Source organism: Corynebacterium sp. MSK204 (genome assembly GCF_030229885.1).
Lineage (GTDB): Bacteria > Actinomycetota > Actinomycetes > Mycobacteriales > Mycobacteriaceae > Corynebacterium.
The window spans coordinates 1-14,957 of sequence record NZ_JASPGQ010000012.1 but is presented as its reverse complement, the minus strand read 5'-3'; the positions used below and the strand labels follow the sequence as shown (position 1 = coordinate 14,957).

Below are 14,957 nucleotides of genomic sequence, written 5' to 3'. Positions count from 1 at the left end.
TGGGGTTACTTGTCACCACCCTGCGCGGCGACGGCAGCGGCCCCGGCCTCGGCGGCCTCTGGGTCCAGGTAAGTGCCGCCCTCGTTGACCACGGAGCCATCCTCCGCAATCTCGTACACCAGCGGAATGCCGGTCGGGATATTCAGCCCGGCGATGTCATCATCGGAAATGCCATCGAGGTGCTTGACCAACGCGCGCAGGGAGTTGCCGTGCGCTGCGATCATGACGGATTCGCCCTTCTTGGCCCGCGGCAGGATCTCTTCCTCGAAGTAGGGCACGAAGCGCTCGACAACGTCCTTCAGGCACTCCGTCTGTGGGACCTTGTCCAAATCCGCGTAGCGGGGGTCGTTGGCCTGGGAGTACTCGGCGTCATCGGCAAGCTCGGGCGGGCGCGTGTCATAGGAACGGCGCCATGCCATGAACTGGTCCTCGCCGTACTCTTCCTTGGTCTCGGCCTTGTTCAGGCCCTGCAGCGCACCGTAGTGGCGCTCGTTGAGGCGCCAGTCGCGGATGACCGGGATCCAGTGGCGGTCGGCCGCATCCAGCGCGATATTGGCGGTGCGGATTGCGCGGCGCAGTAACGAGGTGTACAGCACGTTGGGCAGGATGCCCTCTTGCGCGAGCAGCTCGCCGCCGCGCTTGGCCTCTGCCTCACCCTTTTCTGTCAGATCAACATCGACCCAACCGGTAAATTGGTTGGATTCATTCCAGGTGGATTGGCCGTGGCGAAGAAGAATCAGTTTTCCGTTAGTCATGCCTCCAGCATGCCACGAAACCGCCCGGCGCGTCAGTGAGGCTAGTCTCCCATCGCGCGGCGTTGGTGGCAGTCAGGCACGGGAATCTGCTGGGCTTCGGCATAAATCTCCGTCAGCTCCCGGGCCGTGTTGGTCCAGCTAAAGCGCACGGCGTGCGCGACGGCGGCCTCGCCCATGGCGATGCGCCGGGGGTCATCGTCCAGCAGCTGGGTCAAGGAATCCGCCCACTCCTTCGGATCGTGGGACGGCACCAGCAGCCCGGTCTCACCATCGACGACAGCGATGGACAGCCCACCCACGGCCGCGGCGACGACCGGCGTGCCAGAAGCCTGGGCCTCGAGCGCCACTAGACCAAAGGACTCGTTGTAGCTGGGTACCGCCACAATATCCGCTGCGCGGTACACACCCACCAGCTCCTCGGGCGGGCGGGGCCCTAAAAAGCGCACGCGCTTTTGCACGCCCAACTCCCGCGCCAATTCCCTATACGCCTCCGGCGAGGCATTGGCCCCGGATGGCCCACCGCAGATGAGCACCCGAAAATCGCGGGTGGGCTCGCGGTGGCACAGTTCGGCGGCGGTCCGGATAAGGACTTCGGGCCCCTTGAATTTCTGTAGCCGCCCCACAAAGGCCACGACCTTGGTATGCAGCGGGATGCCCAGCTCGCGGCGGGAACGCTCCGTATTGCGGTCGGTACCTGGGGTAAATAGCCCCACGTCGGCGCCCGGGGAGACCACGCGGATGATATCGCGGTCAGCATCGTAATGCTCGGCTAGGTCGCGGGCTTCCTGATCGGTATTGACCACGAGGAGGTCTGCGTTATCCACCAATTGTTGCTCGCAGATGCGCCGCGCTTCTGATTCCACGGTGTCCTCGGCCGTGCGGTAGGCGTTTTTCACCGCGGCCAAGGTGTGGGCGGTGTGGACCAGCGGAATGCCCCATAGATCGCGCAGCAGCCACCCCACCTGGCCAGAAAGCCAGTAGTGGGAATGAATGAGGTCATATTTTTTGCCCTGCCATTTAGCAAATTGCACCACGCCGCCGGAAAAGGCCGCGAGTTGGGTGGGCAGATCTTCTTTTTCTAGCCCCTCAAAGGGGCCTGCCACGATGTTGATCACCCGCAGGTTGGGGGCCACGTCCACGATTTCTTTGTGGCTGGGGCGGGTCGCACGGGTATAGACATCTACCTCTACGCCTAGCTGGGCTAATTGGCAGGCAATATTTAAAACGTAGACGTTCATTCCGCCGGCATCCCCGGAGCCAGGCTGCTCAATGGGGGAGGTATGCATAGAAATCATGGCGATGCGCATGGTGACCCATCTTAGCGGCGCTATACTGGCCCCTGCCAATAACCTACGCTACCGAAAGGTCACGCATTGTCCGCTTATGAATCAAAGGCATGGCTCCAGTATTACCCGGAGTGGACGCCGCATAGCCTCGACTATGGCAACACCACCCTGTTAGACCTGTATGACAACAACCTCAAGGTCAATGGCGATAAGTCAGCCACGTATTTCTTTGGACGCAGCCAAAACTATTCCGAGCTGGACCGCCAAGTGCGCGCCGCCGCAGCCGGCTTGAAGGCCTTCGGCGTGCGCCCCGGTGACCGCGTAGCCATCGTTGCCCCCAATAGCCCGCAGTACATCGCGGCCTTTTATGCCATCTTGAAGCTCGGCGCCCAGGTTGTGCTGCACAACCCGCTTTATACCGCCCACGAGCTGGAGGGGCTTTTCCAGGATCACGGCGCGCGCATCGCCATCGCCTGGGACAAGGCCGCCCCCACCCTGGAGAAGCTGCGGGCTACCACCAACCTGGAAACGGTCGTGTCCATCAACATGATCAACGCCATGCCCACCCTGCAGCGCGCCGCGCTGCGCCTGCCGCTTCCCCCGCTCAAGGCCAAGCGCGAGCAGCTTTCTGCCCCGGCACCAAATACCGTGCCGTGGGAGGCGCTGATTGGCGATGCCATCGGTGGCAACGGCAGCGATATTAAGACGCCAGAGGACATTGATAAAGACACCGTCGCGCTGGTGATGTACACCTCCGGTACGACCGGTGCGCCCAAGGGCGCGATGCTCTCGCACGGCAACCTCGTATCCAACCTGCTGCAGGGCAAGGCTTGGGTTCCAGGCTTGGGCGATAAGCCAGAGCGCATGCTCGCCGCCCTACCCTTCTTCCACGCATATGGCCTGACCATGAACGTCACCTTGGCACAGCTTATCGGCGGCGAATTGGTCATCCTCCCCGTGCCGCAGATCCCGCTCATCATGCAGCTGATGAAGAAGCACACCCCGACCTGGGTCCCGGGCGTTCCTACCTTGTACGAGCGCATCGTCAAGGCCGCCGAGGAGCAAGAAGTACCCATCAAGGGCGTGCGCGCGGCCTTCTCTGGCGCATCCACCCTGCCTTCTGAGACCGTCAATAAGTGGGAAAACGCCACCGGCGGCTTACTCGTGGAAGGCTACGGGCTTACCGAGTGCTCCCCCATTATCGTGGGCAACCCCATGAGCACCGACCGCCGCCCCGGCTACGTGGGCATTCCCTTCCCGGATACCGAGGTGCGCATCGCCAACCCCGATAACCTGGATGAGACCCAGCCAGACGGTGTTGAGGGCGAGGTGCTGGCCCGCGGCCCGCAGATTTTCAAGGGCTATCTTAATAACCAGGAAGCCACCGATGCCGCCTTCCACGATGACTGGTTCCGCACCGGTGACATGGGCATCATGGAAGAAGACGGCTTCATCCGCCTAGTCAGCCGCATCAAGGAAATCATCATCACCGGCGGCTTCAACGTCTACCCGGGCGAGGTCGAAGAAATCCTGCGCGAGCACCCCAGCGTCGACGACGCCGCTGTCGTGGGCCGCCCGCGCGACGATGGCTCCGAAGATGTCGTTGCCTGCCTCGATCTTGCCGATGGCGCCGCGCTCGACCCCGAAGGCCTCAAGGAGTACTGCCGCGAGCGCCTGACCCGCTACAAGGTCCCGCGCACCTTCTACCACTTCGAAGAACTGGCCAAGGACCAAATGGGCAAGATCCGCCGCCGTGAGGTACAAGAAGACCTCATCAACCGCCTCGAAGCGGAGAAGAACTCCTAAAACACCTAGAGTTCCCACCACCATGCTGCGCACCATCGATACCCCCATCGGCCCGCTGCTGCTCACCGCGGATGCAGACGGGCTGTCCCGCGTTGACTTCGTCGCGATCCAGTTGGGTCGCGACGGAACCAGCAAGGGTCGCCGCAAACCCAATGAGGTTCGCGACGAAAACAGCAAGGGGCACCGCAAAACCAATCAGGTTCGCGGCGAGGAAAGCGGCGGAGTACATGGGGGCATCGACAAGCGCGGTGCAGACATCTTAGATGCGGCGCAAGAGCAGCTCGCGGAGTATTTCGCTGGGCGCCGCCGCGAGTTTGACCTGCCGCTCAACCCGGCGCCGACGACGGAATTTCGCGCCCAAATTCACGCGCAGTTGGACACCATTGGCTACGGCGAAATCTCAAGCTATGGCGAGCTCGCAGCCGCCGTGGGGCGCCCCGCTGCTACCCGGGCGGTCGGCACCGCCTGCGGCGCCAATCCCCTGCCGATTATTCGGCCCTGCCACCGCGTGCTGCGCAGCGATGGAACGCTCGGCGGCTATGCCGGTGGCCTGGATATCAAGCGTTTTTTGCTGACACTCGAAGAAAACTAGAGGATTTCCTCACGTTCTGGGTATACTCGCCCTTTGTAATATTTTTCTTTAGCAAACGAAAGGGCAGCGCGTGTCCGCATACGAATCCCGGGCCTGGATTAAGCACTACAGCGACTGGACCCCCGCCACGCTTGATTACGGCGATAAAACCATCGTTGACTACTACGTCAATAACCTCCGCATCAATGCGAATAAGTCCGCTACCTACTTCTTCGGCAGTACACAGAGCTACGCGGACCTAGACGCACAGGTGCGCGCCGCCGCTGCGGGACTTAAGGCCTTTGGCATCCGGCCTGGCGATAGGGTCGCCATCGTCATGCCTAACTGCCCCCAACACGTGGTGGCGTTTTATGCCATCCAGCTGCTCGGGGCCACCGCGGTGGAACACAATCCCCTCTACACCGCCCACGAGCTCGAGGGGCTTTTCCAGGACCATGGCGCGCGTGTGGCCATCGCCTGGGATAAGACGGCGCAGACGCTGAATAAGCTGCGCGCCACCACCCCACTAGAGACCATCGTGTCCGTCAACATGATCGATGCGATGCCACCGCTCAAGCGCCTCGCACTCCGGATTCCCCTGCCGCCGCTGGCCGCCAAGCGCGAGCAGCTAACCGGCACGGCCCCGAATACCGTGGCCTGGTCCACGCTTATCGGTTCTGCCATCGGCGGCGATGGCAAGGACCTCGAGATTGCCAAGGTCACGCAGGACGATATCGCGCTTATCCTCTACACCTCCGGCACCACAGGCAAGCCCAAGGGCGCGCTGCTTTCGCACGGCAACCTCATCTCCAACTGCGTGCAGGGCGAAGCCTGGCTGACGAATATGGACGCCACCGACCAGCGCTTCCTCGCCGCATTGCCGCTCTTCCACGCCTACGGCATGACCACGCTGTGCGTGCTCAGCATCTACTTCGGCGCCGAGCTCATCTTGGTTCCATCCCCGCAGATGCCGCTCATCATGGACATCGTTAAGAAGCACACCCCCACCTGGCTACCGGGCGTGCCCACGTTATACGAGAAGATCATGGACGCCGCCGAGGACAAGGGCGTGGATCTTGCCGGCATCAGCAACGCCTTCTCCGGCGCCGCTACCCTGCCGGTTGACGTGATGGAGCGCTGGGAATCCATGACCGGCGGCCGCCTCGTGGAGGGATTTGGTATGACCGAGACCTCCCCCGTGCTCATTGGCAACCCCATGAACGGCAACCGCCGCCCGGGCTATGTGGGCCTGCCCTTTCCCGATACCGAGGTGCGCATTGGCAACCCGGATAACCTCGATGAAACCCAGCCAGATGGCGAGCCGGGCGAGATGCTGGCTCGCGGGCCGCAGATCTTCCAGGGCTATTTCAATAACGAAAAGGCCACCGAGGAGTCCTTCCACAACGGCTGGTTCCGCACCGGCGATATGGCCACCATGGATGAGGACGGCTGGGTCAAGCTGGTTAGCCGCATCAAGGAAATCATCATCACCGGCGGCTTTAACGTCTACCCGGCCGAAGTCGAAGAGGTGGTGCGCAAGCACCCAGACATCAAGGAGGTCGCCGTGGTGGGCCGCCCGCGCAAGGATGGCTCCGAGGACGTCGTCGCCTGTCTCATCCTGCGCGATGGCGCCGTCTTGGACCCAGAAGGCCTCAAATCCTTCTGCCGCGAGCGCCTGACCCGCTACAAGGTTCCGCGCACCTTCTACCACTTTGAGGAGCTGGCTTCGGACCAGCTGGGCAAGGTCCGCCGCCGCATGGTGCAGCAGGATCTCCTCGATCTCCTCAAACAGAAGGCTTAGTATTAACCACCATGTCAGACCTCGAGTACGACGCCACGCTGACGGATTTCCTCGCCACCGCCGTAGCCAACTTCCCCCACCGTCCCGCCACCTTTTTCGCGGGCGAGACCCTGAGCTACGCGGAGTTGGATACCCGTATCGCCGCTGCCGCCGGCGCCCTGCGGGAGATGGGAATCCGCCCCGGCGACCGGGTGGCGCTGGTCTTGCCCAACTCCCCGCAGCACCTCATTGCCTTTTTCGCGGTGCTGCGCCTGGGCGCGGTCGTGGTCGAGCATAACCCTCAGTACACCGCCCACGAGTTGGCCCCGCTCTTTGCCCACCACGGCGCCCGCATCGCCTTGGTCTGGGATCAGGTCGCCGCCGTGGTCGATGGCCTAGCCAGCACGGTGATTCCCGTGTCCTTGGAGGCGCCCCTTCCCCTCTCCGGCGCCCCAGTGCCTCACCGCCAGGCCGCGCTTGCCGATGCCGCCCTCATCCTCTACACCTCCGGCACCACCGGCCAGCCCAAGGGCGTGGTGCTCACGCACGGCAACCTCGCCGCGAACTGCATCCAATTGGAAGCCCAGGCCGATCTGCGCCCGGGCCACGAGCGTTTCCTCGCCACGCTGCCGATGTTCCACTCTTATGGATTGACCATGAGCGTCTTGCTCGCGGTGCGCTGCGCCGCCGAGATCATCCTGCTGCCCTCCCCACGCCCCGCAGCCGTGGTCGGCGCCTTGGCACAGCGCCGCCCGACCTGGATGCCGGGCGTTCCCACCATTTATGAGCGCGCCATGGGCGAGCTGGCGGCAGAATCTGCCTCCGAGGCGGCCGCTGAGCCGACCGCCGAGCAGGCCACAGACCTGGGCGGGGTGCGCTACGCCATTTCCGGCGCGGCATCGCTGCCCGCGCGCATCATCGAGCCCTGGCAAGACCGCACCGGCGGCATGCTTGTCGAGGGCTACGGTCTTACCGAGGCCTCCCCCGTGCTGACCATCAACCCGCTTGGTGAGGGTCGGCGCGTGGGGACCATCGGCAAGCCGCTTGCCGATACCGACTTGCGCATCGGGGATCCCGCTGACCTTGACCGCAGCCAACCCGATGGCACGCCCGGCGAGATCCTTGCCCGCGGGCCCCAGGTTTTTTCGGGCTACCTCGATAATCCCGCCGCCACGCGGGAGGCATTCCACGGCGATTGGCTGCGCACCGGCGATATGGGTGTGCGCGAGGCCGATGGCCATTTCCGGCTGGTGGGCCGGATTAAAGAGGTCATCATCACCGGTGGCTTTAACGTCTTTCCCAGCGAGGTGGAACATGCATTGTTGAGCCACCCCGCGATAAGCCAAGCCGCGGTGGCCGGCGTCCCGCGTGCCGATGGTTCCGAGGATGTCGCCGCCTGCCTTGTGCTCCACCCCGGCGCCACCTTCGACGCGGAAGCGCTGCGCGAGCACTGCCGCGGCCTCCTGGCCCGCTATAAGGTCCCGCGGCATTTCGTGGTGCAAGAAGAATTGCCCACCGATCAGCTGGGCAAGCTGCGCCGCCGCCAGGTACAGGAAATCTTGGTGGCGGAAGTGTCCTCCCGCTAACTCGCGGCGCACAGTCGGCTGAAGAATCTATTCTGTGAAGTGACACTCGCAGCGATTAGGCTGGGGAGTATGACTGAACAGAACCAAGAAAAGATTAACGTCAAGTCCTTCGAGCTCGACCACCGCCTCGTCAGCGCGCCTTATATCCGGGTGGCTGACCGCACCGATTTGGGCGGCGGCGTCGAGATTATCAAGTACGACCTGCGCTTCTGCCAGCCCAATAAGGAGCACCTGGACACGGAGGCGCTGCACTCCGTGGAGCACATGATGGCCAACTTTATGCGCAACTACACCGATAAGCTCACCGGCTTTGCCCCTATGGGCTGCCGCACCGGCTTCTACGCCATTACCAACGGCATGGAGCAGGATGAATTGCTGCGCGCCGTTGAGGGTGCGCTGAACGATATCCTCACCGCCACCGAGGTTCCCGCCGCCAACGAAGAGCAGTGCGGTTGGGGCGCACACCACAGCTTGAAGGGCGCGCAGGATGCGGCCCGCAAGTTCCTAGACGCCAAGCCGGAGTGGCTCGAGGTCATGGCTGCCTAGGAGCCCGCAAGCAACACTTCCGTCCAAAACAACCGCGTTTCGCCAAAAATGAGGGCGAATTTTAGAAGAACGCGGTTGTTTTGGACGTTTTTATCTCCGCGCGGGCCTAAAACCCGGCGCGAACCCAGCGGCTAAGGCCCCGTCGCGCCGAGAGGCGCGGCCTAGTCCTCGTCCATGGATAGGCCCAGCCACACGGGCTCGGGCACGAGCTCGACGCCGAAGGCCTCGCGGACGCCATCGCGAATAGTGCGGGCCAGCGCGACAATATCGGCGGCGCTCGCGTTTCCGCGGTTAGTCAGCGCCAGGGTGTGCTTGGTGGATAGCGTTGCCGGGCCGGATCCGGGGTAGCCCTTTGTAAAGCCGGCGTTATCGATAAGCCAAGCGGCCGAGAGCTTCTCGTGCGGGGACGATTCGCCCTGTGCGGTGGCGACGGGGTGGCGGGGCATGCGGTCGGCGGGGGCATCGCCAAGCGTGGCGCGCACCTTGTCTTGGATGGCGTCGGCGACGCTGGATTCGACCACGGGGTTGGTGAAGAAAGAGCCGGCGGACCAGGTGTCATGGTCGGCGGCATCGAGCACCATGCCCTTGCCGCGGCGCAGGGCGAGGACCTCCTCGCGGACCTGGGCGACGGGGCGGCGCTCGCCGGGGGCATCGGTAAGCTGCCCAAAGCGCAGGGGGCGAGAGAGCCCATCCGTGGTCAATTGCAATTCGACCTCGAGCACCACCGCGCGGCCGGTGAATTTCAGGTTGGAATAGCGGTAGGCCAGATCGAGATCGGAGACGGGAACCCACTCATCGGCATCGGTGCGCAGGTTATACAGGCGCACACGGGTCAAGACCTCAGAAATCTCGGCGCCATAGGCACCCACGTTTTGCACGGGCACCGCGCCCACCGTGCCGGGGATGCCGGACAGGCACTCGATGCCGCCCAGGGACTGCGTCACGGATTCCGCCACGACCTCGTCCCATACCGCACCGGCTTGGGCGCGCACGAGGCCAGTTTCGGTATCCATGTCCACCGCGGCAAAGTCGAGGACGACGGCGACCACGTCTACCTCACCATCAGAAACCAGCAGGTTGGAGCCGCCGCCAACCACAATGAAGGGAACTTTTTCTTTCTCGAGGTACCGCAGTGCCGCAACTGCCGCTTCAGGCAGCGAGCAACGCAACGTGACCCGTGGCTTTCCCCCCACGCGCAAGGTGGTGAGATCAGCAAAGCTCGCCGTGGGATCCACGTCTACGCCGTCGATTGCTGTGAGTTGTTGCGTCAAAAATTTATCAAGCACGTATACCAAGGTAGTCTGTTAAGCATGTCAACTCGTAGTGAAAACACCGTAACCATCAATCAGCCTATCGACATGGTTCACAAGGCGCTGCTCACCCAGGGGTACTGGGAGTACATCGTGGCAAACCTTTCCCCGGAGGCAGGCCAGGTTCACGATTTCTCCGATAACGTAGCCACGCTCTACGAGGTCCTGCCGACCACCCTTTTGCCAGAGGCAGTGCGCGCCATGGTCTCGCAGGACCTCAAGGTCAAGCGCGTGGTCACCGTGGGCGAGCTCAACGGCCAGGCCGCTGACGTCAACTACACCGCTGACGTCAAGGGCACCCCGGTGGACTTCAAGGGCGATATTTCCCTGGCCGGCGAGGGCGAGATGACCAAGCTGACCTACACCAACGAGATCTCCGTCAAGATCCCGATGATGGGCGCAGCCATCGAGCCGAAGGTGGGCGAATCCCTGGCAGAGCTCTTTGATAACGAGGGCAAGCTGACCGAACAGTGGATTTCTGAAAACTCCTAAGGCACTCCCAACCTTAGAATCCACCGATTCCCATGGCCGACCACGCTCATAACCTGCGCGCCAGCGCAGCAGCGGGTCGGCCTTTTGGCGTTATTACCCGCGGCACCACCAATTACAACCGGCTGCGGCGCTGCGATAGGTGGATGGTCGCCCACCCAGAAATTTCGGCGCTGCTGCGCCACGTGCGCACCCCGCTCGCGCTCGACGTGGGCTACGGTGCCTCCCATACCACCACCGTGGAGTGGGCGCGGTGGCTGCGCCGCATCAATCCCCGCGTGGATGTGCGCGGGCTGGAAATCCACCCGGACCGGGTGCTACCGCCGCGCGATGGCGTGCGCTTTGAGCTGGGCGGATTTGAGCTTGCGGGCTACCGTCCGCAGGTGGTGCGTGCCTTTAATGTGCTGCGCCAATACGACGTGGACCAGGTTGCGGAGGCCTGGCAGACGGTGTGTTCCCGCCTGGCCCCTGGCGGGTTCTTCGTGGAAGGCACCTGCGATGAGCTGGGCCGGCGCGCGGCGTGGATCCTGCTCGATCAGCATGGCCCGAAGACGCTGACGCTCGCGTGGGATCCCTTCGACGTGGCCCGCCCCTCCGATGTGGCCGAGCGCCTGCCCAAAGTGCTCATCCACCGCAACGTGCCCGGCGAGCCCATCCACGAGCTCCTGCAGGCCGCCGATAGGGCCTGGGATCGCGCCGCTGGGTGGGCCCCGCACGGCCCGCGGGTGCGATGGCGCATGGCACAAGCCCTGTTTGCCGATGCCCCCTTTAACCTCCAGCCTCCCCGCCGCCGGCTGCGCGATAATACGCTCACTGTGAGCTGGGAGAGCATCGCGCCCCGCTAATATCCAGCACACATTGCCACCGGCCGCCTCATGCGCCACACTGGTAGTCATGGCTGCAAAGAAATCGGGCGGATCGCTCGCTTGGAAAATTGTCGTAGGCGTCCTCGTAGCGCTGCTTATTATCATCCTCATCGCCGAATTTGGCCTGCGCTGGTTCATTAGTAATCAGATGACCGAGGAGTTTAAAAATAGCGCCAAAGAAGAAGGCATCGAGGCAACGGAAGATCCCTCGGTAAGCTTTGGCGGCAGCCCCCTCCTCTTTGGGCTTATGCGCGGCTCGATTTCCCAGATGGACATGACCACGCCGTCGACCCTGCAGATCGAAGGCTCCCAGATCAAGGGGCAACCCGCCTCCGAAATCCACGTGGAAGATATGTCCACGGATGCGGATAACCCAGTGGCCGGCTCCCTCCGCGCCACCACCACCGTTCCGGATGACTACCTGCTGGCTAGCTTCCAAAAAGGAATCTCGGACCAATCCGGCAGCGACACCATTGGGAATATGGTGGTTACTGAAATCACCGCGAATGACCAGAGCGACGAGCTGGAAGTGAAGTTCGGCGGCGGCTTGGCCAGCCTTTCGCTCAAGCCCACCGCCCGCGACGGCAAGCTAGAGATCAATGCCACCGAGGCCGCCATCTTTGGCCTGTCGCTTCCTGAGCAAGCAACTAGTTCCATTTCCGAGGCACTGCAGGAAGGCATGTCTGATGAGCTCATTGCCAAGGACTTGCAGGTCGAATCCGTGGACGTGGGCGATGGCAAGCTCACGCTCACCTTTACGGGCACCGATGTTCCCTTGAATGATTTGGAACACTTCTCGGGCGAAAGCGACGAACAGAAGAAAGCCGCCTAACAACGTCGGCCGCAGAAGCGGCCGACCTAGGGAGAGACTTAGGCGGTGGGAAATTCTACGACGGGCAGCGAGCTGGACAGCTCGCTGCCTTTTTCTATGACGAGTGCGTGAAATCCCGCCTGGGCGGCGGCGGTTTCCGCGAGGGACCGCGCCGGCTCCACCTCCGGCAAGATGAGGCCCACGCGGGCTGGGTCCGGGCAGGCCTCGCGGATGGCGACGAGCTCGGAGAGGATAGGGGTAACATCGGCAAGCGTGGCATCAACGCTGACCCACACCTCGTCCGCGCCGGACTGGATGGCCAGGCGGGCCTCAGAAGCCTTGATGAGCGTGTGGTGCCGGCCGGTGGGATAGCCCGCCACGGCCGTAATGCCCGCTGGATCGGCTGCGGCCGCCACCGTCACGTGATGCGGCGAGACCAAAACATGCTGCCCGGCGGCCTGCTCCCTGACCTCAGTGGCGGAAGCGTGCAAGAGATTTTTCATGCTTAGTAGCTGTAGTCGCCGTTGATGATGGCCTTGAGCTGCGGGCGCACGTCAAACCAGTAGATGCCGGTGATGACCGTGCCAATCCACGCCAAAATTTGGAGGCCGGTAGCCATCGCAACCGCCGAGCCCGCAAGTAGGCCTACCCATACCCATTTACCCTTGCGGTCGCCGGCCCGAAACGCGTCCTCGCGCGTAGATGCCGCGAGCACGGCCCCGATGATGGCGGTAATGGTCAGGACCTGGAAGAAGTAGATGGGAAAATTATAGGCAATGTCAAGTAAGAGGTACATGCAGATTAATTCGTGGGTTCGTCGGTATCGATAACTTCGCCATCGATAATATTATCGTCCTTGTCCGCCGCAGCGGAATTACCGTTCTTGGGCGCGTTCTTCTTCTCGTTCACGCGCTCCTGGGCATAGCCATACGCGTCCTTCACGCCCTCGCGGGTTTCCTGGTACGCATCCGCGAACTTGTCCTTCGCCTCAGAGAAAGCCTCCGAGTCGCGGGTTTCTTCCGCGGCCTTCTTGATGGACGCGCCCCACTGCTTGGCGGTGTTGGTGGCCTTATCCAGCATGCCGTCCTTATCGCCCTGTGGGCCCTGCGCACCTGCGCCCTGCGCGCCCTGGTTCTCGCGCTCTTCCTGCAGGCGGCCGCCGAAATCCTTGGCGGTATTTAGCGCGGACGCACCGGCTTCCTTCAGGGAATCAAAAAGCTTCTTCTTCTCAGTCATGAAATCCTCCGTGTGATGAATTATTCCGGCGCATTAGGCGCCGAAAATGAGATGATTAACAGCATATATGGCCAAGCCTGCCAGGGAGCCGACGATAGTGCCGTTAAGGCGAATAAATTGCAGATCCTTGCCCACCATCAGCTCGATATTTTGCGAGGCCTCCTGCGCATCCCAGCGCTTGATGGTCTCCGGGATGATCGCGATGATCTCCGGGGCGAATTTCTCCACCGCGTAGCGCGCGGCCTTGTCCACAAGATCATTGGCCTGGGCCAAGAACTCGGAATCCTCGAGCAACCGGTGCGCTAGTTCCTTCACCTTGGCCGTCATCTTCTGCCGCAGGAAGGACTCCGGGTCATTGAACTGATCAATCAGCGTGGTAGAAATCGTGCGCCACATCGCCGCCGGCGCCTGCTGCACCTGATCAGAGGCAAGCATCTCTTGCTTGATGTTCTCAATGCGCTCGCGCATATCCGCATCCCACTGCAGATCCGCAGCCAGCTTGGATAGGTTGCGGCGAATGGCCAGGCGGGCCTCGTGGTTGCCATCGCGGCGAACTTCCTCGGCGAAATTAACGAGCTCGCTATAGACCTTGTCCCCCACCATCTCGCGGGCAAAGCGCGGCGCCCACCCGGGCATGCGCTCATCGATGGCCGTGACCACCGTCGATTCCATGCCAAGAATCTTCTTGTGTGCCCAGTCAATGAGGTCATCCTCCAGCGGGCGCGCCTTGCCGTCCGCGATATAGCCCTCCAGCAACCGGCCCAATGGCGGCCCCCACTCCGGCTCCGCCAGGCGGTCCATGACCTGGGTGCGGATGAACTGCTCCGCCTCAGCCGGGTCAAGGTCCTCCACCACGCTGGCGGCGCGCTGGCCAATCCATTCGGAGACCTCCTCCGCCTTGCCGGGTGCTGCCCCCTGGCGCGCCAACCACAGCGGCAGCTCCGCCTCCCGCACCTTGGCACTCAGCGCATCCGCGGTAAGGAAGTTCTCCTCCACAAAGTCCTTCAGCGCATCGCCCACGCGGTCCTTATTATTCGGAATCAGCGCCGTGTGCGGAATGGGCAGGCCCATCGGCCGGCGGAACAGTGCCGTCACCGCAAACCAGTCCGCCAGGCCACCGACCATGCCGGCCTCCGCCGCCGCACGCACGTAGCCCACCCACACTGGAGCCCCGCTTTCCGACGCCTGCCACCACGAACACCCCAAAAAGATCACCGCCGCACCAATCAGGAACGACAGCGCAATCGCCTTCCACCGCCGCAAGTCCGCCCGCCGGGCCTCCTGGTTACCGGCCTGCGGAACGGGAGCAGCGCCCGACGGCGCCGTTGCAGTTTCCGGCTCCGGTGCCGAAGCGGTTGCCGATTCGAGGCCTTCGTCCGCGCGGTGGTTCATGTGGTCTCCTTGGGATTGGGAAGGTGCTTTCGAGCTTCATTCTCTAACACTAGTGCGTCCTAAAACACTCGCTAAACCACGCGACCAATTCAGTTAGGGGTTAGACCTATGCCCCTACGGATCCTGATCTTTATTCGAAGGTCACGTTCCATTTCCAGCGCTTTCCGGTGAATAGCCTTTGCACATGGATACCTATACGTAAACTGGTTCCGCGCCTTCTATCTATGACAATCAAACCCCTGAAACAAAACTTAGCTTCGGTCTTCGAAAGTTTTCCGTCATATCACCGAATTGATATTGCAACGGGATATTTTAGCCTTCGCGGCTGGTCTTCGATTGACCCTTTAGTACGTGAGAGCTTTGAAACAGGGGATGTTGATGGGCCAATCGAGAGTGTCTGATGGTTTGTGTGTGTAGGTACCTAACCCGCATAAGAAGATGGAGGGCCTGACCCCTGTTTGGTGGACACCTGATATCCAGCCCAGTCGGGCTGGAAAGAAAGGTAATCTACCACCATGTCCAG

The 14,957-nt window shown here is 62.4% G+C and carries 15 protein-coding genes; 8 read left to right on the top strand and 7 right to left on the bottom strand.

Annotation, left to right across the window (positions count from 1 at the left end):
- Positions 1-5: 5 nt before the first annotated feature.
- Positions 6-755, bottom strand: coding sequence for a phosphoglyceromutase (locus QP908_RS08380; RefSeq protein WP_284772069.1), 750 nt, complete (start codon positions 753-755; stop codon positions 6-8).
- A 41-nt stretch (positions 756-796) separates the two neighbouring features.
- On the bottom strand, positions 797-2,062 hold the full coding sequence (gene mshA / locus QP908_RS08375; RefSeq protein ID WP_284772068.1) for a D-inositol-3-phosphate glycosyltransferase: 1,266 nt from the start codon (positions 2,060-2,062) through the stop codon (positions 797-799).
- 66 nt (positions 2,063-2,128) lie between these two features.
- On the opposite strand from mshA, the gene QP908_RS08370 reads away from it, so the two are divergent.
- From QP908_RS08370 to QP908_RS08350, 5 genes are all read left to right on the top strand, one after another.
- Positions 2,129-3,847 carry a long-chain-fatty-acid--CoA ligase gene (locus tag QP908_RS08370; protein WP_284772067.1) on the top strand — a complete coding sequence of 573 codons (1,719 nt, stop codon included), beginning with the start codon at positions 2,129-2,131 and terminating at the stop codon, positions 3,845-3,847.
- Positions 3,848-3,869: 22 nt separating this feature from the next.
- On the top strand, positions 3,870-4,439 hold the full coding sequence (locus QP908_RS08365; RefSeq protein WP_284772066.1) for a methylated-DNA--[protein]-cysteine S-methyltransferase: 570 nt from the start codon (positions 3,870-3,872) through the stop codon (positions 4,437-4,439).
- A 70-nt stretch (positions 4,440-4,509) separates the two neighbouring features.
- A complete protein-coding gene (locus QP908_RS08360) occupies positions 4,510-6,219 on the top strand; it encodes a long-chain-fatty-acid--CoA ligase (RefSeq protein WP_284772065.1) in 1,710 nt (569 codons plus the stop codon).
- Between the two features lie 11 nt (positions 6,220-6,230).
- Positions 6,231-7,784, top strand: a complete 1,554-nt coding sequence (locus QP908_RS08355; RefSeq protein ID WP_284772064.1) for an AMP-binding protein — start codon at positions 6,231-6,233, stop codon at positions 7,782-7,784.
- 69 nt (positions 7,785-7,853) lie between these two features.
- On the top strand, positions 7,854-8,330 hold the full coding sequence (locus tag QP908_RS08350; protein ID WP_284772063.1) for an S-ribosylhomocysteine lyase: 477 nt from the start codon (positions 7,854-7,856) through the stop codon (positions 8,328-8,330).
- Between the two features lie 161 nt (positions 8,331-8,491).
- Here the strand turns inward: QP908_RS08350 and QP908_RS08345 are convergent, their stop codons facing one another.
- Positions 8,492-9,616 (bottom strand): UDP-N-acetylmuramate dehydrogenase, encoded by a 1,125-nt coding sequence (locus QP908_RS08345; RefSeq protein ID WP_284772062.1) that lies wholly within the window; start codon positions 9,614-9,616, stop codon positions 8,492-8,494.
- 24 nt (positions 9,617-9,640) lie between these two features.
- Here QP908_RS08345 and QP908_RS08340 point away from each other — a divergent pair, with 24 nt between their 5' ends.
- The 3 genes from QP908_RS08340 to QP908_RS08330 are packed head-to-tail and all read left to right on the top strand — an operon-like array spanning position 9,641 to position 11,827.
- Positions 9,641-10,132, top strand: a complete 492-nt coding sequence (locus QP908_RS08340) for a DUF2505 domain-containing protein (protein ID WP_284772061.1) — start codon at positions 9,641-9,643, stop codon at positions 10,130-10,132.
- A 32-nt stretch (positions 10,133-10,164) separates the two neighbouring features.
- Complete coding sequence (locus QP908_RS08335; RefSeq protein WP_284772060.1) at positions 10,165-10,974, top strand: class I SAM-dependent methyltransferase; 810 nt, start codon at positions 10,165-10,167, stop codon at positions 10,972-10,974.
- A gap of 49 nt (positions 10,975-11,023) precedes the next feature.
- A complete protein-coding gene (locus QP908_RS08330; protein ID WP_284772059.1) occupies positions 11,024-11,827 on the top strand; it encodes an LmeA family phospholipid-binding protein in 804 nt (267 codons plus the stop codon).
- Between the two features lie 38 nt (positions 11,828-11,865).
- On the opposite strand, the gene QP908_RS08325 is transcribed toward QP908_RS08330, so the two are convergent.
- From QP908_RS08325 to QP908_RS08310, 4 genes are read right to left on the bottom strand one after another with little or no spacing between them, the layout of a single operon-like run.
- Positions 11,866-12,309, bottom strand: coding sequence for a deoxyribose-phosphate aldolase (locus QP908_RS08325; RefSeq protein WP_284772058.1), 444 nt, complete (start codon positions 12,307-12,309; stop codon positions 11,866-11,868).
- Between the two features lie 2 nt (positions 12,310-12,311).
- Positions 12,312-12,602, bottom strand: coding sequence for a DUF2516 family protein (locus QP908_RS08320; protein WP_284770986.1), 291 nt, complete (start codon positions 12,600-12,602; stop codon positions 12,312-12,314).
- 5 nt (positions 12,603-12,607) lie between these two features.
- The gene (locus QP908_RS08315) at positions 12,608-13,042 is read right to left on the bottom strand and encodes a CGLAU_01105 family protein (protein WP_284772057.1); all 435 of its coding nucleotides are present in this window, start codon (positions 13,040-13,042) and stop codon (positions 12,608-12,610) included.
- Positions 13,043-13,075: 33 nt separating this feature from the next.
- Complete coding sequence (locus QP908_RS08310) at positions 13,076-14,434, bottom strand: DUF445 domain-containing protein (protein WP_284772056.1); 1,359 nt, start codon at positions 14,432-14,434, stop codon at positions 13,076-13,078.
- Positions 14,435-14,957: the final 523 nt, after the last annotated feature.

What these genes read in the sequence shown, in the direction of transcription:
- QP908_RS08330 (WP_284772059.1), top strand. Translation starts at nt 11,024, where the DNA reads ATGGCTGCAAAGAAATCGGGCGGATCGCTCGCTTGGAAAATTGTCGTA.
- QP908_RS08355 (WP_284772064.1), top strand. Translation starts at nt 6,231, where the DNA reads ATGTCAGACCTCGAGTACGACGCCACGCTGACGGATTTCCTCGCCACC.
- QP908_RS08340 (WP_284772061.1), top strand. Translation starts at nt 9,641, where the DNA reads ATGTCAACTCGTAGTGAAAACACCGTAACCATCAATCAGCCTATCGAC.
- QP908_RS08380 (WP_284772069.1), bottom strand. Translation starts at nt 755, where the DNA reads ATGACTAACGGAAAACTGATTCTTCTTCGCCACGGCCAATCCACCTGG.
- QP908_RS08365 (WP_284772066.1), top strand. Translation starts at nt 3,870, where the DNA reads ATGCTGCGCACCATCGATACCCCCATCGGCCCGCTGCTGCTCACCGCG.
- mshA (WP_284772068.1), bottom strand. Translation starts at nt 2,062, where the DNA reads ATGCGCATCGCCATGATTTCTATGCATACCTCCCCCATTGAGCAGCCT.
- QP908_RS08350 (WP_284772063.1), top strand. Translation starts at nt 7,854, where the DNA reads ATGACTGAACAGAACCAAGAAAAGATTAACGTCAAGTCCTTCGAGCTC.
- QP908_RS08325 (WP_284772058.1), bottom strand. Translation starts at nt 12,309, where the DNA reads ATGAAAAATCTCTTGCACGCTTCCGCCACTGAGGTCAGGGAGCAGGCC.
- QP908_RS08310 (WP_284772056.1), bottom strand. Translation starts at nt 14,434, where the DNA reads ATGAACCACCGCGCGGACGAAGGCCTCGAATCGGCAACCGCTTCGGCA.
- QP908_RS08320 (WP_284770986.1), bottom strand. Translation starts at nt 12,602, where the DNA reads ATGTACCTCTTACTTGACATTGCCTATAATTTTCCCATCTACTTCTTC.
- QP908_RS08335 (WP_284772060.1), top strand. Translation starts at nt 10,165, where the DNA reads ATGGCCGACCACGCTCATAACCTGCGCGCCAGCGCAGCAGCGGGTCGG.
- QP908_RS08315 (WP_284772057.1), bottom strand. Translation starts at nt 13,042, where the DNA reads ATGACTGAGAAGAAGAAGCTTTTTGATTCCCTGAAGGAAGCCGGTGCG.